At 40.2% G+C, this 25418-nt stretch carries 21 protein-coding genes; 14 read left to right on the forward strand and 7 right to left on the reverse strand.

Annotation, left to right across the window (positions count from 1 at the left end):
* The first annotated feature begins 141 nt into the window (after nt 1–141).
* The 11 genes from ALE3EI_RS06375 (at nt 142) to tsaB (ending at nt 10191) form a co-directional block, all read left to right on the forward strand.
* Nucleotides 142–792 (forward strand): hypothetical protein, encoded by a 651-nt coding sequence (locus ALE3EI_RS06375; RefSeq protein ID WP_317173000.1) that lies wholly within the window; start codon nt 142–144, stop codon nt 790–792.
* Between the two features lies 1 nt (nt 793).
* Complete coding sequence (locus ALE3EI_RS06380) at nt 794–1417, forward strand: SCO family protein (protein ID WP_186992066.1); 624 nt, start codon at nt 794–796, stop codon at nt 1415–1417.
* 2 nt (nt 1418–1419) lie between these two features.
* Nucleotides 1420–1950 (forward strand): DUF420 domain-containing protein, encoded by a 531-nt coding sequence (locus ALE3EI_RS06385; protein WP_186992068.1) that lies wholly within the window; start codon nt 1420–1422, stop codon nt 1948–1950.
* Nucleotides 1950–2180, forward strand: a complete 231-nt coding sequence (locus tag ALE3EI_RS06390) for a hypothetical protein (protein ID WP_186992070.1) — start codon at nt 1950–1952, stop codon at nt 2178–2180. Before ALE3EI_RS06385 ends, ALE3EI_RS06390 begins: the two co-directional genes overlap by 1 nt.
* 145 nt (nt 2181–2325) lie before the next feature.
* Nucleotides 2326–3033 carry an ABC transporter ATP-binding protein gene (locus tag ALE3EI_RS06395; protein WP_186992072.1) on the forward strand — a complete coding sequence of 236 codons (708 nt, stop codon included), beginning with the start codon at nt 2326–2328 and terminating at the stop codon, nt 3031–3033.
* Nucleotides 3026–4270, forward strand: a complete 1245-nt coding sequence (locus tag ALE3EI_RS06400; RefSeq protein ID WP_186992074.1) for an ABC transporter permease — start codon at nt 3026–3028, stop codon at nt 4268–4270. The genes ALE3EI_RS06395 and ALE3EI_RS06400 overlap by 8 nt, the downstream gene beginning before the upstream one ends.
* Nucleotides 4263–5534: an ABC transporter permease gene (locus ALE3EI_RS06405; protein ID WP_186992076.1), complete on the forward strand. Its 1272-nt coding sequence runs from the start codon at nt 4263–4265 to the stop codon at nt 5532–5534. The genes ALE3EI_RS06400 and ALE3EI_RS06405 overlap by 8 nt, the downstream gene beginning before the upstream one ends.
* 29 nt (nt 5535–5563) lie before the next feature.
* Nucleotides 5564–6727: an efflux RND transporter periplasmic adaptor subunit gene (locus ALE3EI_RS06410; RefSeq protein ID WP_186992078.1), complete on the forward strand. Its 1164-nt coding sequence runs from the start codon at nt 5564–5566 to the stop codon at nt 6725–6727.
* Nucleotides 6728–6797: 70 nt separating this feature from the next.
* A complete protein-coding gene (locus ALE3EI_RS06415; RefSeq protein WP_186992080.1) occupies nt 6798–8243 on the forward strand; it encodes a TolC family protein in 1446 nt (481 codons plus the stop codon).
* Nucleotides 8244–8245: 2 nt separating this feature from the next.
* Nucleotides 8246–9532: an efflux RND transporter periplasmic adaptor subunit gene (locus tag ALE3EI_RS06420; RefSeq protein WP_186992082.1), complete on the forward strand. Its 1287-nt coding sequence runs from the start codon at nt 8246–8248 to the stop codon at nt 9530–9532.
* Nucleotides 9532–10191 carry a tRNA (adenosine(37)-N6)-threonylcarbamoyltransferase complex dimerization subunit type 1 TsaB gene (tsaB, locus tag ALE3EI_RS06425; protein WP_186992084.1) on the forward strand — a complete coding sequence of 220 codons (660 nt, stop codon included), beginning with the start codon at nt 9532–9534 and terminating at the stop codon, nt 10189–10191. The genes ALE3EI_RS06420 and tsaB overlap by 1 nt, the downstream gene beginning before the upstream one ends.
* Here tsaB and ALE3EI_RS06430 read toward each other — a convergent pair.
* Nucleotides 10188–10928, reverse strand: coding sequence for a hypothetical protein (locus tag ALE3EI_RS06430; protein ID WP_186992086.1), 741 nt, complete (start codon nt 10926–10928; stop codon nt 10188–10190). The genes tsaB and ALE3EI_RS06430 overlap by 4 nt on opposite strands.
* A gap of 301 nt (nt 10929–11229) precedes the next feature.
* On the opposite strand from ALE3EI_RS06430, the gene ALE3EI_RS06435 reads away from it, so the two are divergent.
* Nucleotides 11230–12912: a helix-turn-helix domain-containing protein gene (locus tag ALE3EI_RS06435; protein ID WP_186992088.1), complete on the forward strand. Its 1683-nt coding sequence runs from the start codon at nt 11230–11232 to the stop codon at nt 12910–12912.
* A gap of 45 nt (nt 12913–12957) precedes the next feature.
* On the opposite strand, the gene ALE3EI_RS06440 is transcribed toward ALE3EI_RS06435, so the two are convergent.
* The 6 genes from ALE3EI_RS06440 to ALE3EI_RS06465 all read right to left on the reverse strand — a co-directional run bounded on the left by ALE3EI_RS06440 (nt 12958) and on the right by ALE3EI_RS06465 (nt 18880).
* Nucleotides 12958–13683 (reverse strand): hypothetical protein, encoded by a 726-nt coding sequence (locus ALE3EI_RS06440; RefSeq protein ID WP_186992090.1) that lies wholly within the window; start codon nt 13681–13683, stop codon nt 12958–12960.
* A 9-nt stretch (nt 13684–13692) separates the two neighbouring features.
* Complete coding sequence (locus tag ALE3EI_RS06445; RefSeq protein WP_186992092.1) at nt 13693–14391, reverse strand: hypothetical protein; 699 nt, start codon at nt 14389–14391, stop codon at nt 13693–13695.
* Nucleotides 14392–14616: 225 nt separating this feature from the next.
* Nucleotides 14617–15450 (reverse strand): mechanosensitive ion channel family protein, encoded by an 834-nt coding sequence (locus tag ALE3EI_RS06450; protein ID WP_186992094.1) that lies wholly within the window; start codon nt 15448–15450, stop codon nt 14617–14619.
* Between the two features lie 4 nt (nt 15451–15454).
* Nucleotides 15455–17572, reverse strand: coding sequence for a thioredoxin domain-containing protein (locus ALE3EI_RS06455; RefSeq protein WP_186992096.1), 2118 nt, complete (start codon nt 17570–17572; stop codon nt 15455–15457).
* A gap of 72 nt (nt 17573–17644) precedes the next feature.
* A complete protein-coding gene (locus tag ALE3EI_RS06460; protein ID WP_186992097.1) occupies nt 17645–17845 on the reverse strand; it encodes a dodecin family protein in 201 nt (66 codons plus the stop codon).
* Nucleotides 17846–17968: 123 nt separating this feature from the next.
* Entirely contained in the window at nt 17969–18880 is a 912-nt protein-coding gene (locus tag ALE3EI_RS06465; RefSeq protein WP_186992098.1) for a NifU family protein, read from the reverse strand.
* A gap of 75 nt (nt 18881–18955) precedes the next feature.
* Here ALE3EI_RS06465 and ALE3EI_RS06470 point away from each other — a divergent pair, with 75 nt between their 5' ends.
* Together ALE3EI_RS06470 and ALE3EI_RS06475 are read left to right on the forward strand one after the other, a co-directional pair.
* Nucleotides 18956–24376, forward strand: coding sequence for a T9SS type B sorting domain-containing protein (locus ALE3EI_RS06470; protein WP_186992099.1), 5421 nt, complete (start codon nt 18956–18958; stop codon nt 24374–24376).
* A 12-nt stretch (nt 24377–24388) separates the two neighbouring features.
* Nucleotides 24389–25390, forward strand: a complete 1002-nt coding sequence (locus tag ALE3EI_RS06475; RefSeq protein WP_186992100.1) for a PorP/SprF family type IX secretion system membrane protein — start codon at nt 24389–24391, stop codon at nt 25388–25390.
* The last annotated feature ends 28 nt before the right edge of the window (nt 25391–25418 follow it).

Genomic DNA, 25418 nt, shown 5'->3' on the forward strand with positions numbered 1-25418 from the left:
TCTGTTTTACAGGGCTTTTTTTATGATCTGAGATTTCAAAAATTAACGATATTAGGTTGCTCATACATCTTTTAGGCTGTATTTTTGTACTTGTTTTTTTGTAACTGTTCTCATTAAACTTCGGTAGTAAATCCAAATGTTGTGAAAATTAAAAAATATCTCGTTTTAAGTATTTTATTCATCCTTCCGTTAACGATGTATATGTTTTTTGCTTCGGGAAAGGATAACTTTGGAAGACTTCCCGTTCTAACTCAGGGTGTTTTTGATATTTCTGAATTTACGACCATGGAAGGGGAGTCAGTAACACTCTACGGAAATATCACCGTATTAGGATTTTACGGCAGGGATCCGCATTCTTTTCAGGCCAATGCCTTTAATCTAACACATAAGATATACAAGAAGAATCGTGAGTTTCAGGACTTTCAATTCGTCTTTCTAATGCCTAACGGGTCTGAAGCAAGCGCTTTGAAACTAAAGAATGAACTTTCAGAAATTGTAAATACCGAACAATGGAAGTTCGCCTTTGGACCGCCAACAGCAGTTGTAAGAGTTTATAACTCCCTAAAATCGTCTTACCCGCTGTCTGAAGATCTTTCCACACCGTTTGTTTTTATTATCGATAAAGACGGAAACCTAAGGGGCAGAGATGACGATGAGGACGTAGGGACGTTATATGGTTTCGATGCCCGCGATTATGCCGAGATCAACAATAAGATGAGCGACGACATTAAAGTGATTCTTGCAGAGTATCGCTTGGCGCTCAAAAAGTATAAAGCCGATAGAGAAATTTAAGATGAAAAAAAATTATTCTTACATAGGGATCACATTTGTAATACTCATTTTTGGAATATGGGCTGTCCCGAAGATCGTAGATCATTTTTCGGAACCCGATATGGCCGTTATTGGAGAAGTACCTCCATTTAATTTTACCAACCAGAATGGAAATGCTATTTCAAATTCTGATTATTCGGGAAAAGTATATGTGGCTGAATTTTTCTTTACAACCTGCCCTTCAATATGTCCCATTATGAATAGGAATATGGTGATTATTCAGGATGAATTTTATGGTAATCCGAATTTAGGATTCGCCTCCTTCAGTATTGATCCGGCCTATGATACTCCTCAGGTGCTTAAACAATATGCCGAAAACTATAAGATCACCAGTCCTAACTGGCATCTACTTACCGGGGACAAGGAAGAAATATTTAAATTGGCAAATGAAGGTTTCAATCTCTACGTAGGTGAAGCTTCAGAAGTGGAAGGCGGATTTGAACATTCAGGGTTTTTTGCTCTCATTGATCAGGACGGAAAAATAAGATCGCGTTATGACGAAAACGGAAATCCGGTTATTTATTATGATGGCCTGGAAGCCGAAGGCATTGCCATGCTAATTGAAGACATTAAAAAATTACTCTAATCATGGAAGTCACCCCTTCAGAAAAACAAAAAAAATATACAGTCTGGATTTGGATTCTTTCAATTGCAATTCCAATAGCAGTTGCAGTATTATTTACCGTACGAATTCCAGGGGTTGAACGATTGGGGTTTTTACCGCCCATTTATGCTACGATTAATGCTATTACTGCAATTTTGCTGGTTACTGCAGTTATAATGATACGAAGAGGTAACAGAATTATACATGAAAGGATCATGAAGACCTGCATATTGCTTTCGGCGCTGTTTTTAATTATGTATGTGCTTTATCATATGACTTCAGATTCTACCTCCTTTGGAGGTGAGGGCATTCTAAAATATATTTACTTTTTTATATTACTCACACATATACTATTATCAATTACCGTCATTCCGTTTGTATTGATCACTTATGTAAGAGCGATCTCAGGGAACTTTCCAATGCATAAAAAAATAGCGCGCATAACCTTTCCCATTTGGCTATACGTTGCAGTTACCGGGGTAATTGTTTATTTAATGATCTCACCCTACTATTAATGAAAAGAACGGTCTTCATAGTATTAGTTGTTTTAACCATCGCAGTATTGCCTGCCGATGCGCAATGTGCGATGTGCCGGGCGGTTTTAGAAAGTGAGGAAGGCGGTGAAGCAGCAAAGGGAATCAATAATGGGATCATGTATTTAATGATCTTTCCTTATCTTCTTATTGGTGGAATTGGATATTTTGTTTACCGAAGCAGGCAAAAAGCCAAGAATGACCGTAATTAACAAAAGTTTTGGGTTTTTATTTGTAACAACTTTCTCTCTAACGGGACAAATGGCGCAGACTTTAAAGGTAAAACAGCTAAAGTCTTAACATTAATTTCACAAAAATATAGGATGTATTCCTGTACTTTGAACTCAAATTTATAGTATGATCGAAATCAAGGACTTACACAAATCCTATGTGATGGGTGCCAATACACTTCACGTTCTAAAAGGAATAGATTTTACTGTTTCTGAAGGAGAGATGGTTTCTATCATGGGTTCATCAGGTTCCGGAAAATCTACCCTACTGAACATTTTAGGCATGCTTGATGAGGCCGATGAAGGGAGCTATACATTAGATGGTACGGTCATAAAAAACCTGAATGAGCGCGTTGCTGCCCGGTATAGAAATAAATTCCTTGGTTTTATCTTTCAGTCATTCAACCTTATAAACTACAAATCGGCCTTAGATAACGTCGCCATGCCTCTATACTATCAGGGTATTAAACGGAACGAACGCATGGATAAGGCAATGCATTATCTCGAAAAGGTAGGTCTGGGAGATTGGTCGTCTCATTTACCTAGTGAACTCTCCGGAGGACAAAAACAACGTGTGGCCATCGCCAGAGCATTGGCCAGTGACCCAAAGGTATTACTTGCCGATGAACCTACAGGTGCATTAGATACTAAAACTTCTTACGAAGTTATGGAACTAATTCAGGGAATTAACGATGAAGGCAAGACAATACTGGTGGTTACCCACGAAGATGATATTGCCCATATGACCAAACGGATCGTAAATCTAAAGGACGGGATAATTATTGATGATTCTGTCGTAAATCAGGTGCGAGCAAAGACCGAATCATATGTTTAACTTAGAGCGTTGGCAGGAAATACTTGAGACCATACGGAAAAACAAACTCCGTACGTTCCTAACCGGGCTTTCGGTAGCTTCGGGAATTTTTATATTGGTGATTCTTCTTGCTATTGGTCAGGGAATGCAAAATGGAATCGCTCAGGAATTTGAACAGGATGCTGCTAATCGCATTAGTGTATGGACCGGGGTAACCTCCGAAAGTTACAAAGGGTTAAATCCCGGCCGTCGAATCCAAATGGACAATGCCGATTATGAACGTGCAGAGTCTAAGAACATCGATGAGCTCGAATACAAATCGGGAGTTTACAGCATTTGGGGTGGTCTTACAACATATAAAAATGAAACCGGCAGCTATCGAATAGAAGGGGTTCGTGGCGATTATCAGTTTTTGGAAAATGCTAGTCTTACCAATGGTCGCTTTATCAATCAGAGCGATCTGGATTCTTATGAAAAGGTAGCAGTCGTTGGAAACCGTGTGTATCAGGATCTGTTCAAGAATAAAGAGGCTTTAGGGGAGTATATTGAGATTACCGGCATTAAATTTAAGGTCGTCGGAATTTATACAGACCCGGGGGGTGAACGTGAAGAAACAAGGATCTTTATTCCACTTACCACCGCTCAACGGGTTTATAATGCGGGAGATAAATTGCGTTCGCTCGTATTCACCCTCCAGCCGGAAGATAATTTTGAAAAAGCTTTGGCAGCATCTGAAGCCTTTTCGGCCGAATTAGAAGCTGACCTAAAATCGAAACATACCATTGCACCAACAGATATGAGTGCGGTGAATATTAATAACTCTCTCGAGAATGCAAAGCGATTTTACGATCTTATGAACATGATCCGTTGGTTTTTTTGGGGAGTGGGGATCTGTACCATTATTGCAGGAGTTGTAGGTGTAAGTAATATTATGCTGATAATCGTAAAGGAACGCACTAAGGAAATAGGAATTAGAAAGGCCATAGGAGCACAACCGCTTTCCATTATTGGAATGATCTTACATGAATCCATTTTTGTGACGGCAATAGCAGGTTTTTTCGGACTGGTATTTAGCCTGTTCTTGTTAGAGATGGTAGGTCCTCTTATAGAAACGGATTATATAAGAAATCCTTCGGTCGATTTCGGGGTTGCCATTACGACCGTAGTTATATTAATCGTTGCCGGTGCAGTAGCAGGATTTTTCCCGGCGCGACGCGCTTCAAATATTAAACCCATAGTAGCACTTCGAGATGAGTAAATTATTCAGCAGAGATAGTTGGGCAGAGATCATTGAAGCCTTGAGCTCAAACTGGTTCAGGACGTTGTTAACGGCTTTTGGAGTGATGTGGGGAATCTTTATTCTGGTCATCCTTCTCGCAGCCGGTAATGGACTGGAGAATGGTGTAAAGCAGGGGTTTGACGGGATGGCGACCAACTCTATGTTTATGTGGGCACAAACCGCTTCTAAGCCATATAAAGGTCTTCCCAAAGGCAGACGCTATAATTTCAAGACCGGGGATGTAGAAGCAATAAAACAGAATGTTCCTAATTTGCGATTTGTATCACCCAGGAATCAGTTGGGAGGTTTCAGAGGGTCCAACAATGTGGTACGCGGGTTAAAAACAGGGGCCTACAATGTTTATGGCGATTATCCCGAAATTATTCAGCAGCAACCCATGGATATTACCTCGGGGCGCTTCCTGAATTATTCCGATATTAATGATAAACGAAAAGTAGCAGTAATAGGTGAAGGGGTGAGAACAGGGCTGTACGAAACTGGGGAGGAGGTCGTGGGAAGCTATCTAAAAATAAACGGGGTCAATTTTATGGTCATTGGTACATATAAAAAGAAATCTCAAAATGGAGATGCGGAAGAGGCTCAAAAAGAAATATTTGTGCCATTTACAGCTTTTTCTCAGGCATTTAATATGGGAGATCGTGTAGGTTGGATGGCGATCACTGCTCAGGATGGCTCGTCTATCACACAATTAAAAGAACAGGTTTTTGATGTGGTGAAATCCCGTCATTCTATACATCCAGAGGACTCCAGAGCCGTTGGAAATTTCGATCTTTTTGAAGAATACAGTAAGATTAACGGTTTGTTTATCGCTTTAAATTTTGTAGCGTATTTTGTTGGGATCTTAGTATTACTTTCCGGAATAATTGGTATTAGTAATATTATGCTCATTGTTGTCAAGGAGCGTACCAAGGAAATAGGAATACGTCGAGCTTTGGGAGCAACGCCATGGAGTATTCGGGCTCAGATCCTGCTCGAGTCGATTTTCCTCACCATCATTTCGGGTATGGCGGGAATAGTTTTTGCCTCATTCGTCCTTGTTTTGGTGAATTTTGCCATGGATGGGATGGATACGAGTGAGATGATGTTCTTGAACCCTTCGGTAAACATAGGAGTGGTCCTTATCGCATTGACCATATTGATAATTTCAGGTTTATTGGCCGGTCTAATTCCTGCACAAACCGCAATAAAAGTAAAACCCGTAGAAGCACTACGAGCAGATTAAAATATAACAGTAATAGAATTAAATTCAGAATGAAAAAAACAGGAACCATTATAGTATTAGCAGGGATTGGAATATTTTTTGTCCTTTCAATGTTTTGGCTATATTCTAAGAATTCAGAGGATCCGGTCATCTACGCAACCGAATCGCCTTCAAAAAATACGATCATAAAAAAAACAGTGGCTACAGGGAGCATTGTTCCTAAGGAAGAAGTGTTGATAAAGCCTAACATTTCGGGTATTATCGATGAAATCTTTGTGCAGGCAGGAGATGTGATACAAAGCGGTGATCTAATCGCAAAAGTAAAGGTTGTGCCCAATGTTAATTCCTTAAGTAGTGCAAAAAACAACATAAACAGTGCCCGTACTCAGGTTGAAACTGCTAGACTGGCATTGGAGAGCCAAAAAAGCATTTATGAGAGACAAAAGGAACTTTTTGAAAAAGGTGTGATCTCGGCAAATGAATTTGATAATGCGCAACTTAGCTATAATCAGGCGCAACAGCGTTACAATCAGGAAAAAGTTGGGCTTTCAGGAGCACAGCAAACTTTCGATATTGTTAAGACGGGTACAACCAGTGGTTTAGGAACTTCAGCCAACACCGAAATACGGGCAACGGTGTCTGGAATGGTGCTGGATGTGCCGGTAAAAACCGGAAATCAGGTGATCGAGGCTAATAATTTTAATGATGGAACGACTATTGCCACCCTCGCCGATGTAAACCGGATGATCTTTGAAGGGAAAGTAGACGAAAGCGAAGTGGGTAAAATAGCCGAGGGGCTTCCACTGGAGATCACAGTAGGCGCCATAGAGAACAAGAATTTTGATGCAATACTGGACTATATTGCTCCCAAGGGTGTAAGTGAGAACGGTGCTATTCAGTTTGAAATAAAAGGAACGCTTAATAAAAAGGATACTACCTTTATACGAGCGGGACTAAGTGCAAATGCTTCCATTATCCTGGCAAGGGCAGACAGTGTTTTGTCGGTGAAAGAAGCATTAATTCAATATGATCCCAAAACACAAAAACCATTCGTAGAAGTGGAAACGGGAGAACAACAATTTGAACGAAAGGATGTTGAGCTTGGAATAAGCGACGGAATTAATGTGGAAATAAAAAGTGGAGTTTCTGAAGGGGATAAGATCAAGGTCTGGAATCAGATAAAGGCTGCGCCCGATTTCTCCAAATCTCAGTAGGGAGTAATTTATGGGTCAATTCTGTAACACTTTTAACATTCTCAAGACAAATTCAACAACTACAATTTTTATGAAGAACTTAGTAATCATCCTCATTTTGCTTTTTACAACATCACTTGTTGAAGCACAAACAAAAAAATGGACCTTGAAAGAGTGTGTTGTACATGCGCTTGAAAATAATATTTCGGTGAAGCAGAGCGCTTTGGATGTAGAACTCGCTGAAATCACAAAGAGTGATGCTGTTGGTAATTATCTGCCCACTTTAAACGGAAGTGCTTCTAACTCATGGAATACAGGACTAACGCAAAACGTAACCTCGGGGGTATTGGAAACTCAAACCTCTCGAAATTCATCCTATGGATTAACAGTTGGGGTAGATATTTTTAAAGGTCTGGAGAATTTAAGAACGAGTCAGCGCGCTAAATTAACCGAACTTTCTGCCCAGTACAACTTGAGTAAAATGCAGGATGACATTACACTATTTGTTGCCAATGCATATCTTCAGATCCTTTTAAATAAAGCTAATCTTGAGGTTGTAACCTCTCAGAATATAGTTACTCAGGAGCAGTTACAGCGCACCAATGATCTGGTTGATGCGGGAGTATTACCCAGAGGTGATCTTTTGGAGATCCGGGCTACAGATGCTTCGGAAAAACAACAAATTGCCATCGCCGAAAATGCCGTGGAGATATCTTTGATAAGTCTGGCGCAGTTGCTGTTAATTCAGGATTACGAGAATTTCGATATTGCCGATGAAGACTTCGAGATCATAGACGAAGGTATTTCGTCCAAACAAATATCAGAGATTATCGCTTCGGCCCAGGAGAATCGTTCCGAAGTAAAGATTGCCGAGAACAATCTTGATATTGCTGAAATAGATCTTAAACTGGCCAGAAGTCAGTACTATCCTTCTTTAAGAGGGTTTTTCAATTATAATACACGGGAATCAAATATTGCGCGATTTGCAACTGGAATAGACCCGAATAATCCAACGATCACACAGGAGATCGGGGTGGTTCAGTCTACAGGAGATGTGGTTGTGGCGACGGGACCAAATACGGTGCTTCAGGAACTTGATCCGTTACCATATTTTGAGCAGCTTTATCTCAATGATGGAATTTCGTATGGCGTTCAGTTAAATGTTCCTATTTTTAATGGTTTTGCGGTACGAAACAATGTAAAGCGAAGCAAGATAAATGTAAGGCGACAGGAATATTTACTGGAGCAGACCAAATTGGATCTGGAGTCGAACGTATATCAGGCCTATGTAGATGCCAAAGGTTCGCTGAAAGCATATGAGGCGGCCCTTGTAGCTCTGGAATCTCAGGAATTAGCGTATCAATATGCCAAGGACAGATATGATGTAGGGTTGACGAATGCCTTCGATTTCAGTCAGTCGAAATTGCGCTATGACAATACAAAGATCGAATTGAATCGAGCCAAATACGATTATATCTTTAAGTTGAAAGTATTGGAGTTGTATTTTGGAATTTCAGCAACCGAACTAAAGTTTTAACCATGAAGAAAAAGACACTTATTATTTTAATTGTTTCTGTTGTAGTGCTATTAATTTTACTCATTGGTGGCAAAAAAGCCGGTTGGTTTGGCAAGGACGGAAATGTTCGGGAAGTGGAGTTCTCTAAGATTGAACCCATTGATATTATTGAAACTGTAGCAGCTACGGGAAAGATTCAGCCGGAGGTAGAAGTAATGCTTTCTTCGGAAGTATCCGGAGAGATCATAGAACTTCCTATTAAAGAAGGACAGCAAGTGAAGAAAGGAGATCTCTTGGTAAAAATAAACCCCGATCTAATTCAGGCAGCTGTGAGTCAATCGATTGCCGGACTTCAGAATGTAAAAGCACAATTGTCACAGGCCGAAGCCAATCTTAAGAATGCCGAACTCAATTACAACCGAAACAAGGCGTTATTTGAAAAGGGAGTAATTTCCAAAGCAGAGTGGGATCGTTCAATTAATGAATACGAATCTGCTCAGGCCAGTAAGCAATCTGCATATTACAATGTACAGAGTGCTGCTGCAAATGTGAAACAGTCTCAGGATAATTTATCCCGAACTAATATTTATGCTCCAATGGATGGAACCATTTCCAGACTCGCTGTAGAGCTTGGCGAACGAGTGGTAGGAACCGCTCAAATGGCGGGAACTGAGATCGTTCGAGTGGCAAACCTAGACAATATGGAGGTTGAGGTTGATGTCAACGAAAATGATATAGTAAAAGTATCTCTGGGTGATTCTACCATCGTTGAGGTGGATGCATATTTAAAAAGAGAATTTAAGGGGATTGTGACCGAAATAGCGAATTCGGCTGAAAATGCGGTTTCTGTAGATCAGGTTACTAATTTTAAAGTAAAAGTTAGAATTCTTTCAGAATCCTATGCAGACCTAACCGAAGGAAAGCCCGAGTATTATTCCCCATTTCGGCCGGGTATGACAGCTACAGTAGATATTATTACCAATAAGAAGGAAAACGTTATAGGCGTGCCCATAAGTGCTATTGTGATCAAGACAGACACTACCGGGAATGCAAGTACAAGAGTTCAGGAAACCACTTCGACTTCGGGTGAAAAGTATGAGTGTGTTTTTGTTAAGGAGGGTGAAAAAGCCAAACTAAGAGTAATAACCACCGGGATTCAGGATGATTCGAATATTGAAATAACGTCTGGGTTAACTGAAGATGATGTGGTGATTACCGGTCCTTATAACACAGTGACCAAACTTTTAAAAACCGGAGATGAAGTTACCGGGATGACCCCTAAAAAAGAAATTAAAGAGGACGAGGAATAATGGCTACGATCTTATGTCTTGAAACAGCAACGACAAATTGCAGTGTAGCGCTTTCGGTAAACGGAAGCGTTATTTCATTACGAGAGGATGATAGTCCCGGATTTTCGCATGCCGAAAAGTTACACGTTTTTATAGAGGAGGTGCTTAGAGAAGGCAGACTAAAAAACAAAGACATTGATGCCATAGCTGTGAGTAGAGGTCCCGGATCATACACAGGTCTTCGAATTGGCGTCTCTGCAGCCAAAGGGATGTGTTTTGCTTTGGACATCCCGCTGTTGTCCATTGCCACATTACAGAGTCTTGCCGCTGGTGTAATGTCTTCGGAAGGGTTGGTCATTCCAATGCTCGATGCCCGAAGAATGGAAGTATATTCAGCCGTGTATTCTCCTAAAAACATTCAGATTCGGGAAACGAGAGCCGAGATCGTTACGCCTCAATCATTTGCTTCATTTTTAGAAAAGGGCAGGGTAACTTTTGTTGGGAGTGGTGTAAAAAAATTTAAAGAAATTTGTAATCATCCCAATGCTGTTTTTATAGAAGGAATATCACCATCTGCAAGAAATATGGCAGCATTGGCGGAAGATAAGCACAAAAAAAGCGACCTGGAAGATGTCGCTTATTTTGAGCCTTATTATTTAAAAGACTTTCTTTCTCACTAGCGTTTCCCAATGGTATTGTAATATTTAATGACGCGTACCAGATCGTTTTCTTCATTTAGATCTAGTTGGTTTTGGGAAACATAATCCTTTACGAGATCCTGATTTTCTCCAAACACTTTCAATTTTTTGTTTCTGGAAGTGGGGAGTTCATAGAATTTCCCGTCTTTAGTGACAATATAATAGACCGGGCGGTCTTTGAATTTTGCCGGTGTGTCACGTGTTATTGAGGTAGAAGCAGTTTTTGCCGGAGTAAATTCCTTGACATGTTTCTTAAACAAATCGTACCTATCACCTTCATGCAATATCTGGAAGTAACCACCGCCTTCTATTCCGCCTTTATAAGGTGCGAAAACGAAGATATCCTTATTATTGATCTTTACAAAGATATCGGGAGACTTGGTAAGTACTTTGGCTTCATCATCGGGTGTTGTAACCGATTCCTTTATTTCAATTTCATCGGCCATTGCGTTGTACCGAAGTGCCACATTGGTGGCAAGTAAATCACTGCCATTATATACGTTGCCGGGTAAATAGGAGGGAGTATTGTATGGCGTTCCACGATAACTATCGGTATCATCGTAGTTTATACCCTGATCCTGACGCTTAATATATTCGTCAAGCTGATATAGGTCATTGGTAAATTGACGCGTTCCATAAGGAGTGTCAAAATGTTGAGCGGTAATACTACTAAGACTTCCAATTATAATTACCGTAAGGATCACTATGTTCTTTTTCATATTTATAAATTTTATAGGAGAATCCAATTATGCTATTTTGGAATTCTTATGTTAAATGTAAATATGGAAAACAGTAATTACAAGTGTAACTGGTCGTTATTTATCAAATTACGGTCGAAATTTATAAATCAAGACCCTTTTTAATGACATTAAACCACAGAAAATCAATAAATTAAATTTTTAATTGACGGCAGTGTGCCAAAACACAGGGCTCATTACGGATTATTGAAGTAATTTTAACTGAGACACGGTAAAGGATTTTTTTATCTAACATCTATACATTGAAACGACGATAATTTTTATGAAAATAGCGATACGAGTTCTATTTGTTTTATTGTTCTACGGCGCATCGGGCCAGAATATTACCGATGATGCTCTCAGGAATAAAACTTTCGAATCGTTGATAGATCTTTACGATCGGAATGTGCAAGACACGGTGTTTGCCGAAAGGATCGCGCGTTCTTATATTGAAAGAGCAAGAACAATTAAGGATAGCACACGAATGGCACGAGGTTACCAGCGATTGGCTTTTATCTCTAAGCCTCATTTAGCGGTTAAATATCTCGATACTACCATTATCTTATCCATGAACAGTACCCACAGAAATTTTCCTGCATCAGGATACCTGTTTAAATCGTTCTACCTCTACAATAATGATGAATATGAAAAGAGCCTTCAAAATGCAATATTGGGCTATCAATTTGCCAAGAAGAAGAATAATCTGGAACAGCAACTTACAGCTTTACATCAAATGAATGGTGTAAACGAATTATGGGGTGATTATGAAAATGCCTTAGAAACCGAATTTATTACTTACGACCTGCTTTTTGAGAATCAGGATATTGCTAATTTTTCAGAATATTACCTGTCATCTCTGGAGGGAATAGGAAAGTGTTATGTAAGGTTAAACAAGCCCGATTCGGCATTGGTTTATTTTAAGAAGGGGATTGAAGCATCGTTAAAGGCAGAGGATACGATCACCTATTCGGCTTTTGTTTCTCAATCGGGTACCGCCTTATATGTAAAGGGTGAATACCGGGCTGCACTGGATAGTCTTGAGAAGGCAGATGTTTATCGTGAAGAGTTTAACAACAGCTATTTGCCCAATTATTACTATTATGCCGGAAGTGCTTATTACAATCTCGGCGAAAAGGAAAAGGCAGTCTCCTATTTTCAGAAAATAGATTCCATTTACGAAAAAACACATGTGTTGTTTCCCGAACTTCCCCGGGTATATGATAAGCTGGTAGGATACTATAAAGCGCAAGGAAATGACGACTTACAACTGGCCTATCTGTATAAGTTGGTTTTGTCGCTTCGGTTAATTGACGACAAGCGCATTTATATAAAGGAAAAGACAAGGATCGAATTTGAGATCCCTAAACTGGTTGAAGAAAAGGAACTTCTAATTTCAAATCTTGAAAAACGAAATTCACGATCAACCAAAACAATATGGATAGCGTTTGGGTTTTTGGGGCTTAGTTTGATCGCTTTATTCTATTACTTTAAACGACAACAAGTGTACAAACGCCGGTTTGAAAACCTGATGGTGGTTAACAGTGGTGAACCCTCTGTAGCGGAAGAAAGTGAAAACCCGGTCGACGAAGAGGAATCTACAGGAATAGCGCCGGATATCATTAATGAAATCTTGGAGCAACTTGCCATCTTTGAGAAAAAGAAACACTATTTATCTCAGGACATTTCTCTAAATGAGATGGCCAAATCCTTTGGGACCAATTCAACCTATTTGTCAAAAGTTATTAATATCAGAAAACGAAAAAACTTCTCTCACTATATTAATGACCTTCGAATTGAATTTGCCGTGCAGGAATTAAAGATCAATCCAACCTTTCGAAAATATACCATAAAAGCTATTGCTAATGAAAGTGGTTTTAAAAGTGCTGAATCCTTTTCCAAGACTTTTTATAAGAAACACGGTATCTACCCTTCTTATTATCTGAAACAATTGCAAAATACCAATTAAAAAAAGCGACTCGAAAGTCGCTTTTTTTATAAGGATTGAGAACTATTATTTTCCAATGCCGTCGTAATATTTTATTACCCTAATTAGGTCGTTCTCATTATTGAGGTCTAAACCATTCGAGGAAACATAATCTTTAACAGCATTCCTATTTTCGGCAAAAACTTTGAGCTTTTTACTTTTAGAAGCAGGTAACTCATAAAATTTCCCTTCCTTCGTTACGATGTAGTATACCGGACGATCGGAAAACTTAGCCGGTGTATCACGGGTAATCGATGTGGTTGCTTTTTTCTCGGGAGTAAACTTTTTTGATGGCTTTTTAAAAAGATCGTATTTCTCTCCTTCATACAGCACATGAAAATAACCTCCCCCTTCAATACCTCCTTTATAAGGTACAAATACATAAATATCTGTGTTTATCTTAACATAGATATCGGGAGATTTTGTGAGCACTTTGGCGTCGTCATCAGACGTGGTTAACGACTCTTTAATTTCAATTTCATCTGCCATTGCATTGTACCGTAACGCCACATCGGTTGCTAATAATCCATTGTTTTTATAAACATTACCCGGCAAATAGGAAGGGTGATTATATGGAGTACCGGTATAGCTATCGGTATCTGCATAATTAACTCCCTGATCTAAACGCTTTATGTATTCATCAATTTGATATACTTCATTAATAAATCTTCGGTTTTGAATTCCGTCCTGAGCAACAACCGGTAACAAAGTCCCTGTTATTAATACGACTAGAACTATATTTTTTAACTTCATAAAATAAGCTTATAGGGTATTGTAATATTTTACAAGATCTACTAATTCGTAATCCTTGCTTACATTTAATTTTTCTTCCTTGATGTATTGCTTCACTTCTTTTTTGTGATCTGCGAATAATCCAATTCGTTTGTTTCTGGAATTAGGGATCTCTTCAAATTCTCCGGTTTCAGTAACCAGATACATAACATCTATTTCCTTATACATGGGAAGAATGTCTGAGGACACCGAATTAATAGATTTCTTTCCTTCAATATATTTCTTCTTGATCTTTTTGTAAAGACTTTTATTCTCACCTTCCACCATGACCAAAAAGTATCCTGAAACGTCACTATTGGAGGTAGGAGTCTTGTACACGTACATATTATTTAATATTCTCACGTAAATATCGGGAGACTTAACAAGAACTCTTGCTTCAGAGTTAGAAGCATTCGCGTTGGATTTTATTTCTATCTCATCTCTAAGCACATTGTAACGCAGCACTACATTGGTCGCTAAAACATTATTTGTTCCGTAAACCGTCCCATTTTGAAATTCATCATTGGCGTATGGAGACCCGGTGTAGTCTTTTCCGAGAGTTGCTGTACTAATTGATTTATCTGAGACGTATGTTTCAGTTTCTTGATCGGAAATTGTTGTTTGTGCAGATGCGGATGTAATTGCTAAGGTTACAATAAATAAACAGCGGGTAAAAAAAGATCTTTTCATTTTAAACAATAGTTCTAATTAATTAATAATATTCTTTCAGGTAATGTCAAAAATAAAGGCAACAACCATACCATGTAACTAATTCGTTTTGGCATTTAAAAAGGAATGTCGTTTTAATAAACCAAGACTTTCCAGAAATTACCATTGCAATGTCTTTTGAGGAGAAAAACAGTCGCAAAGGCGCGAATATACTCAAATAACCAATATATTTTTGTTAAATAACTATTAATTGTGATTGTACAGATGTACATCTCGCTGCGGAAAGGGAATTGAGATTCCCGCAGCTTCCAGTCGAGATTTACCCTCTTCCAAAGTGTAAAACCGCACGTTCCAGAAATCTTCAAGTTTGGTCCAGTACCGGGCGGTAATGGTCACAGCACTATCACCGAGTTCGGTAACGATAACCATTGGCATCTTATCTTCGATCTTTAAAATTGGTTCCTGTTCTGTTACTAGATTCATCAGGATGTCTTTTGCAGTTTTTATGTCACTGTCGTAACTAATTCCGAAGGAGAGTGCTTCACGTCTTATGCCTTGAGAAGTATAATTTACGATTTTGTCGTTGGATAGTTTTCCATTGGGGATGATCACTTCCTGATTCCCAAAAGTGAGCATTCGCGTATTGAATATAGAGATCTCGGTTACCGTTCCATCCGATCCCTGTGCTGAGATAAAATCACCTACTTTAAACGGCTTTAACAGCAATATTAAAACTCCTCCGGCAAAATTCGCCAGGGAGCCCTGTAAGGCCAAGCCAATTGCAAGCCCAGCTGCACCAATGATGGCAACCAACGATGCCGATTCCACACCGAGTTGGGTAATTACCAGTACAAAAAGTACGATCTTAAGTCCCCAGTTAATTAAATTGGCGATAAATTGCTCAAGAGTGACGTCATAGTCTTTCTTCTCAAAGAATTTATTCACAACCCTGTTTATGATCCTAATGAGCCATAATCCTCCGATCAACAATAGGATCGCTGCTAAAATACTAGGAATAAAATCGATCAGTTTTTGACCGTATTCTTCTACATAAATTTCCAGATCTTTAAATTTTTCCATTAAATTATCGTGTTATCTTTATTGATTCTAATGCTTTTTCAGTTTCAGTTACTGGCAATTTGCAGGTATTGTTGACACAAACATAAATTAATGTTTTTCCTTCCGAATAGCGTCCCTCCAATAAATAACTGTCACTTTCAGAAGTACTCCCCGCGATCAGCATATTTGGGATATACCGGGAATTTATCTCGCTAATTTTTTCCGAAGCCTTTTCACCTACAATAACAACTTCGTAATACTTGGTTTGATAATTAGATAAAAGATCCAACCAGTTCGAGAAACCCGACGGATATTTGTCTGCTTCGGGTTGTACGTTTTTCAACATTTGTTTAGCCGTTTCGGCATATTTCGGGTTGTCGAAATAATGAGAAAGTTTAAATAAGTTCTTCGCCATTATTGAGTTGGACGCGGGGATGACATTGTCTCTGTATTCAAAATTCCTACTAACCAATTTGCTGTCGTCAATTGATGTAAAATAAAACATGTGATTTTGCTCATCAAAGAATTTTGTAAAGGTATATTCAGCGAGATTGTTCGCAGTGATTAGCCATTTCTCATCCATGGTGACCTCATACAAGCTTATAAAAGCCTCAATCACCGAAGCGTAATCTTCTAAATAGCCATTAATTGAACTCTTACCATCCTTATAATTGTGAAATAATGCGCCCGAAGTTTGCAATTGCTTATCCACTATAAAATTGGCGTTCTTTAGTGCGGCATCCAGGTATGTTTTTTTCTGAAATGTTTTATATGCATCTACATATCCTTGGATCATTAATCCGTTCCAGGAGGTAAGTGTTTTGTTGTCTAATCGTGGCTTGGCACGCTGATTTCTGAATTGTAATAGTTGCTTTTTCCAGTTTGCTTTTTTCTTCTGAAGGTCTGCTGAAGAAAATGAAAATTCCTTTTGTATCTCCATATCACTTTTATCTCGAATAAGTACGTAATGATCTCCTTCCCATTTTCCGAAGCTGTTTACATTGTAATACTCTTTAAAGATATCGAAGTCTGAACCCAATAAAGTCTGAAGCTCCTCCTTTGTATAAATATAATAGGTGCCTTCTTCCAGCTCGCCGGTTTTGGTTTCACTGTCGGCATCAAGGGAAGAATAAAAAGCTCCTTCATCATTTGTTAATTCATTAGCGATAAACTCTAGTGTTTCAAAAACGATTTCTTTATAGAGCTCCTTTTGGGTAAATGCGTAAGCCTTGCTGTAAAGACTAACCATTTGGGCATTGTCGTAAAGCATTTTTTCAAAATGAGGTACATGCCATTTTTTGTCAACACTATAACGTGAAAATCCGCCACCTACGGCATCGTAGACCCCTCCATAAGCCATTTGTGTAAGGGTGAGATTCACATAATCCAGCAACTCTTTATCATCATTCTGTACGGCGTGTCTAAGCAAATACACATAATTATTGGGCATCATAAATTTCGGGGCTCGCTTGTAGCCGCCAAATCTATGATCAAAACTTTCTTTCCAAGTCTCGACCAAGCTGTTAGTGTCATACGATGTGAGGTCCACATCTGCTGTATTTAACTCAACCAGATCCATGCTTTTTATACCTTCTTCAAGTCTGTTGGCGTATTCTGTAAGTTTTTCAGGCTCGGTTTCGTACAATTCCTGAATGCGCTCAATAGCAGTTATCCAGTCTTTTTGTTTAAAATAAGTTCCGCCCCAAACAGGCCGTCCATCGGGTAAAGTGATTACATTTAAAGGCCATCCGGCGCTTCCGGTCATTAATTGAACTGCATTGATATAGATTTGATCTACATCGGGACGTTCCTCACGATCTACTTTTACATTAATAAAATGGGCATTCATTACAGCAGCCACGGTAGTGTCCTCAAAACTTTCCTTTTCCATGACATGGCACCAATGACAGGCCGAATAACCAATACTTATTATCATAAGTTTATTCTCTTTCTGTGCCAATTCCAGTGTTTCATCATTCCACGCACGCCAATCTACAGGATTATGGGCATGCTGTAGTAAATACGGACTTGTTTCATTAATAAGAGCATTTGTATGGTTGTGTTCTTCCAAAATATCTTTTTTTGAATTATTGCAGGAATACAGGAGAAAGGTGGTTAAAGCGATGAATATAAGTTGTTTCATATTGGAAATTTGAGAAACAAAAATACGCTTTTGTGGTACAAAAGCGTAGGGATCGAATTTTTTCAATATAACTTATTTAACTTCGAAGGTAATCTTTACATTAACTCTAAATTCGGTAACCTCATCTCCACTTACCATGGCACTTTGCTCACGAACATAAACAGATTTTATATTCTTTACACTTTTGCCCGCTTGTTTAACAGCATTTTTCGTGGCATCTTCCCAGCTAATATTAGAATTTGCAAGTACTTCGATTACTTTTAATACGGCCATAGTCATTCTGGTTTTAAATAAAAAAAAGTTTGAATTCCCAAGATACGATTTAAAGGACCATTTTTTCTGAAAGATTCGTTAAATGGTTGGAGTTTTCAGATCCTGTTGAGATATTTCTAATACCTAACCATTTATTGCCTCCACTTTAGTAACTCTGCCGTTAAGCATTTCGTTTAACATGGTTTCGATACCATTTTTTAGAGTAATCGTTGAGGATGGGCAGCCGCTGCAGGCGCCCTGAAGGATGACACGAACTGTTTTAGTGCTTTCGTCAAAAGAGTCAAAGGCAATATGCCCACCGTCACTAGCCACTGCGGGTTTTATATATTCATCAAGTATTGCGATTATTTCTTTGTCTATTTCTGAATAATCCTTGGTTTCGTTGTTTCTTTCTGAAGAATTTTCTTCGGAAGCATTCTTATTGTGAAGGATCTCATCATCTAAGATCGGCTTCCCGTCTTCAATATATGTGCGGATAAAATCTCTCACTTCCATGGAGATCTCTTGCCATTCGGCAATATTGAATTTCATAACCGAAATATAGTTGGCACTGATGAATACTTCTTTTACGAAGGGGAAGTTAAACAAGGCTCTTGCTATCGGAGCGTGCATCGCTTCATCAATATTTTTAAACTCGAAGGTGCCTGTCACCAAAGGCTTGTTTGCGACGAATTTTAACACGGCAGGATTTGGGGTGCTTTCTGCGTATACGGTAACCGGAATTTTTTTTGAAGGCTCATCTTCCGTGATTACGGGTTTGCCCGAATCCATATACTCCGAAATTGCATCGGCAACTTCATCCTGAACATCACTCCATGCTACTATATTATATTTTTCAATAGCTATGAAGTTCTGAGAGATATACACTGTTTTAACAAAGGGCAGATAGAATAATTGTTGCGCAAGCAAACTTGGCTTTGCCTCGTCAATATTCTTAAACTCATAGCTTTTGGCCTGAGTAAAAAATGAACTGGCAATAAATTTAACAATATTTTCGTTGTTAGTGGGTTGAACTTGTATGTTAAAATCGGGCATTTGGCGCTTTTTTTTGCAAAAATATAAAAAGAAAACCAATGTAATCAATATATTTGGGGACTTAACACCCTGCATATGAAGAAATTTTTACTCCCCTTAACACTTCTCTTCTTTTGCGTTGGATTTGCACAGTCTATAGACGTAAATAACCCTGCCGATCCGGAAACTGCCTATACTCCATTAGAAATGATAACAGAAGTCCTTATGGGCGGAAGCGATTGTGGAGATGTTGAGTTTATTTTATTACAAGAAAACCCGGATGGTGTTGCTAACCCTGCCGTTAAAAGCTGGGGATATTTTGATGCCTCTGGTACAACTTTTCCTTTTCAAAGTGGTGTAGTGTTGTCCTCTGGTTGGGCCGAAAGCGCAGAAGGACCAAATGCCTCTGGGGGTGTCTCCGATACCGGAACCGGTTGGGCTGGTGACAACGATCTTAAGATAATCCTCGACAATCAAAGTGGTGATAATGAACCCACAAATAATGCTACTATTTTTCAGTTTACTTTTGTTCCGGTAATAAGTAATATTAGCTTCGATTTTATATTTGGTTCGGAAGAATATGAAAACCAATGGGAATGTTCGGCATCATTTAGAGATGGCTTTGCTTTTCTTCTTAGAGGCCCAGGAATACCGAACGATTCTGGAACACCCTTTGGAGGAACAAATATCGCTGCTGTCCCGGGATCTGCCGGAGTACCTGTAAGTACACTCTCTATACACTCCGATACGTTTACCTGTGGAACTGAAATACCCGGTACTAACTTTTTCCCTAATCTATACGTTAGTAATAGTGGTGCAAACAATTTAAATGAAATAGAGTTCGATGGTTATACCGAATCGTTGACGGCGCAGGCTATGTTGACTCCGGGTGAAACTTATGAACTAAAGATGGTGATTGCCGACAGAGGTGATACCGCTTTTGATTCGGCAGTATTCTTCAGAGCCGGGAGTTTTAATATTGGAGTAAGTCTTCCTCCCGACCTCACCATCGCAGCCGGAAATGCGCCTTGTGAAGGCGAGGAAATTGAAATTGCGGTCGAACCGGATCCAACAGGATCGACAACGTATCAGTGGTATATCTACAATACGGTTACTATGGTATTCGATCCTATTCCCGGAGCCACTAACAATTCAATCGTAGTAACACAATCCGGGACCTATCAAATTGAAGCTGCCATAAATGGAGGATGTACAGCAACCGACGAAATTATCGTTGAGTTTGCTCCTCAGCCTACTGCGGCTGTCCCAACAGATCTTATTATATGTGATGAAGCTCCCAACGATGGTTTTGCAGAGTTTGACCTTACAGTGAAGGACGCCGAAATTATGAATGGGGAACCTAACACATTTGTAGAATACTATACAACGCTTAATAATGCTCAGTTAGGATTGGATCCTATTCCAACCCCTACTGCCTGGACTAATACGGTGATGGGCTTTCAAACTATTTATGCTCGTTTGCAGGAAATGTCTTTTGGTTGTTATGATATAGTACCATTAAACGTTCAAGTCGACGATGCTCCCTCGATTACTGATCCCATTAGTGATTATTTTATATGCGACAATGATCAGGATGGATTTGAGGTTTTTGATCTCACGAGTAAGGATTCAGAGATCTTGAACATATTGGTTAATGTTACTTTGACCTATCACACCTCGCAGGCTGATGCTTTGGGTGGTACTAATGCTATTGCGAATCCGACCAATTATGTAAGTGGTGGTGAACTTATCTGGGTACGTGCTGAGAATAGTGCGGGCTGTGTTACTGTGGGTAGTTTTGGGTTGATTTTGGGTGATATTCCGATGTTTGTTGAAGTGGATGAGTTTGAGCAGTGTGATAATGATGGTGATGGTTTAGAGGATTTTGATCTCAACAGTCAGAATGCTACCATAGTGGGTGGTAATTTGAATTTGAGTGTTAGTTATCATCCTACTTTGGGTGATGCTCAGGGGGATAGTAATCCTTTGGGTATTCCTTATACCAGTGCTGGTGGTGAGTTTATATGGGTACGTGTTGAGGATAATATGACGGGTTGTTATGGGACCTTTGAGATGGAGTTGATCGTTTTGATGGCTCCTGAGATCTTTGAGCCCGATCCTTTGACCTATTGTGATGATGACAATGATGGTTTTGGTGAGTTTACCTTAACGGATGCCGATGAGGATGTTGTCAACGGGAACCCATCGGGGAATTTGGTGGTGAGTTATCATGAGACGTTGGCCGATGCACAAAATGGGGTCAATGCCTTAAGTAGTCCGTATACGAACGTGGATCCTTTTACTCAGACGCTTTATGTTCGTTTGCTGGATCTGGCTACGGGTTGTTACAGTACTACGACCTTGCTTTTGATCGTACAGGACAGTCCTTTGATCAATGATCCTGCTGCTTTGGTGCTGTGTGATGACGATGGAGATGGTGTTGAGATCTTCGATCTCACTCAGGTGGAGCCAGAGGTGTTAGGTTCTTTGGATCCTGCCAATTATACCATTAGTTATTATGAGGATCCTGCCCTTACCATTGCCATAGTCAATACCACGGCCTATCCCAATATAAGTAATCCTCAGACGATTCATATTGTTGTTGAGGATATTGCTAATGGGTGCCAGGGTCTCACGACGGTGGAACTTATTGTGAATTTACCTCCTTCCCTTGTTGCTCCTACGCCTTTGGAGCTTTGTGATGTTAACAATCCCGGGGATGAGATGGAGGCCTTTAATTTAGAGAGTAAGACCTTTGAGATCACCGGTGGTGATCCTACCATTGTTATCACCTATCATGAGACGCAAGGGGATGCCGATGCGGGTATTAATGCGCTCAATAGTCCTTATGTGAATACGGTTCCTCAGCCTCAGACGATCTATATACGTGCTGTTGGTGGGGGTACGGGTTGTGTGGTGAGTCAGGGCTTTACTCTGGATCTGGTTGTGAATCCTTTGCCTTCTCCTGTCACGCCGACTCCTTTGGAGGTTTGTGATGTGAACAATGATGGATTTGCGATGTTCGATCTCACGAGTAAGGATGCTGAGATCATTGCGGGTGAGCCGGGTGTTATTTTAAGTTATCATGAGACACTTTCGGATGCGAATTTGGGTATTTTTCCTTTGAGTAGTCCGTATCAGAATATAGTTGCAGGTATGCAGACGGTGTATGCGCGTGCGGAGTATGGTGTGTCTAATCCCCCTCCCAACAATACGGGCTGTTTTAGGGTTGTTGAGTTGGATCTTATTGTGTTGCCTACCCCTGTTGTTCCGTTGAATTTGGATCCGCTTATCCTCTGTGATGTGGATGGCAATGGCAGTGAGGTTTTTGATCTCACCCAGCGTGCGGCAGATATTTACGGCACTCAGGATCCCTCCCTGTATAGTCTTACCTACCATGAGAGTTTGGCAGCTGCTCAGGCGGGTACTCCCTTTATAGGCAGTCCCCAGTCCTATACGAATTTGAGCAATCCACAGACGATCTATGTTCGTTTAGAGGATAATTCCTCGGGATGTTTTAAGATCGGTCAGTTTGAGTTGCAGACCCCTTCGGGTCCTGCGGTGACTCAGCCTACGCCTTTGAGTGTTTGTGATGATGTTGGTGAGCCCTGGGATGGTATTTCGGTATTTGATCTTACGGTAAAGAACGATGAGATCACCGGTGGTGCTTTGGGTGTTGGGGTGCGATACTATGAGACGTTGGCCGATGCTCAGAATGATGAGAATGTTATCGATCCCGATACGGCCTATACGAATTTGACCAATCCACAGACCTTGTATGTTCGTGTGAGTGATGGTAATACGGGATGTGTCAATACCACTACGACCTTAACGCTTCGCGTGAGTGCCAATCCGGACCCCGAGGCTCCCGATGCCTTATCGCTTTGTGATGTGAATGACCCGGGTGATGGGGTAGAGGTGTTCGATCTAACGGTTGTTGAGGCACAGATCTTAGATGGTGAGACCTGGGATGTTAGTTATCATGAGAGTTATGATGATGCCTTTGCGGGGGTCAATGCTATTGTTGATCCTACCCTGTACAGCAATTTAAGCAATCCACAGACGATCTACATTCGTGTGACCAACAATACGATCCCTGAGGCTTGTTTTGAGATCGTTACCTTGGAGCTTATTGTAAATCCGCTTCCTGATGCGAGTGTTGTTATAAGTGATTATATCATTTGTGAGGTTCCTTCCAATGGTATGGCCTTGTTTGATCTAAGCAGTAAGATCCCTGAGATCTTAGGGGGTCAGGATCCTTCAGTTTTTGTGGTTAGTTTCTATGAGAGTCAGGTTGAGGCCCAGGGGATGCTCAATCCGATACAAAATACTACGGCCTATCCCAATAGTACGAATCCACAGACGATCTATGTTGGGATCTTAAACAGTCAGACGGGTTGTTATGTTGCTACCCAGAGTTTTGACATAGAGGAGCGTGAGGGTGCTGTTGCCAATACTCCTGCTGCACCGTATGAGATATGTGATAATCTGGGAGATAACGATGGCATCGGGGAGTTTACCTTAGATGGCAGCACTGTGGAATCTCAGGCGCTTATCGATGAGATCCTGGCGGGTCAGGATCCTTCGGTGTACTTGCTTAGTTTCTATGAGAGTCTCTCCAATGCTCAGACGGCCACAGATCCTTTGGCTGGCACCTATGTGAATGTTATCAATCCCCAGGTGATCTATGCCCGTGTTGACAATAGTGATACGGAGTGTTTTGAGATCACTCAGGTGATCTTAAAGGTGGAGCAGCTTCCCGAGCTTACCCTGGAGGAGAGTTATCGTTTGTGTGTGGATGCCAATGGGAATCCTATTCCAGAGGAAGAGGGTGCTTTGTCACCTCCTGTGATCGATACGGGACTTGATGCTTCGCTCTACAGTTTTGAGTGGTATTTCAACGGTGAGATCATCTTGGGTCAGAGTGATCCGTTTATCACGGCCCTAGAAGGGGGTACCTATAGTGTGATAGTGACCGAGTTGGATAGTGGATGTAGTACAGAGGGTGTTACCACGGTGGTGCTTTCTTCGCCTCCTTTGGAATATGAGGTATTGGTCTCTGAGGCATTTTCATCGAGTCATACCATCACGGTGAATGTGACCCAAGGCTTGGGTGAATGGGTGTATCAATTGGATGATGGTGTCTTTCAGGTGGAGAATGTCTTTGATGGGGTATTACCGGGGACACATCTGGTGACCATCAAGGATGCCAATGGGTGTGGTAGTGTAACCGTTGAAGTTGGGATCGTTGATTATCCAAGGTTTGTCACACCCAATCAGGATGGCTATCACGATACGTGGAACATCATTGGTATTGCCGATAGTGACCCTACGGCAAAAATTTATATATTTGACAGGTTTGGAAAATTGTTAAAGCAGATCAGTCCCCTTGGCGAGGGCTGGGATGGTACCTATAACGGGAATCCATTACCGTCGAGTGATTACTGGTTCCTGGTGGAATACAAAGAAGACGACACCACCAAAGAGTTCAGAGGTCATTTTACCCTAAAACGATAGAATAAAAAAAATATGAAGCTTAGAAAAACCTACTTTATACTACTGTTGTTAGTAACACCATTTGCATTTTCACAGGACGGTATACCAATATATTCCGATTATTTATCAGATAACCTTTATTTACTTCACCCATCAATGGCAGGAGCGGCGACACATAATCAGATTCGCTTAACAGCCAGGCAACAATGGTTCGATCAGGAGGAAGCCCCTAATCTTCAAACACTTAGTTTTAATGCTCGTTTAGGAGAACAATCTGGAGTTGGAGCCATAGTATTTAGCGACCGTAACGGATATCATTCTCAAACCGGAGGATATTTAACCTATGCGCACCATATTATGTTTTCAAGAAGCGAGGCCGATCTAAATCAGTTGTCATTTGGATTGAGTGCCGGACTTATTCAATCTAAGCTTGACGAAACACAATTCGATCCGAATGACTTCGACCCGATTATTGCCGGAATTATTCAGAGTTCATCTTACTTTAATGTAGATGCCGGATTATCATATAACTTTCTAAACTTTTCAGGGCATTTCACGGTAAAGAATATCATCTTTCAGAATAGAAGTCTTTTTTCAGAAAAATTTGAGCCTAATAACCAAAGACAATATCTGTTTTCGGCAGCGTATGCAATTGGAAAGTATGGGTCTACATGGACTTATGAGCCTTCTCTGCTATTTCAGTGGAAGGAACGAACAGGCGAACAGTCTGTGGATATAAATTTTAAAGCATACCGCGAAATGGATTTCGGTCAGTTATGGGGAGCTTTATCTTATAGAAGAAGCTTAGACGGTGCCGAATTTTTGAATGGTCAGGAAATTAAAACACAAAAACTACAATACGTTACTCCTGTGGTTGGAATTAATTATAAGCAATTCATGTTCGCTTATACCTATTCATACCAGGCAGGAAATGTAAGATTTCAAAGCGGTGGTTTTCACCAAATCACTCTTGGATACGATTTTCTTGGAAGCAGACCGGAACCTTACGATTGTAATTGTCCCGCGATCAACTAATAAAAAAAGCCCCTGTTTAGGGGCTTTT

The organism is Constantimarinum furrinae (assembly GCF_014295415.1).
In the GTDB taxonomy this organism is placed as follows: domain Bacteria; phylum Bacteroidota; class Bacteroidia; order Flavobacteriales; family Flavobacteriaceae; genus Constantimarinum; species Constantimarinum furrinae.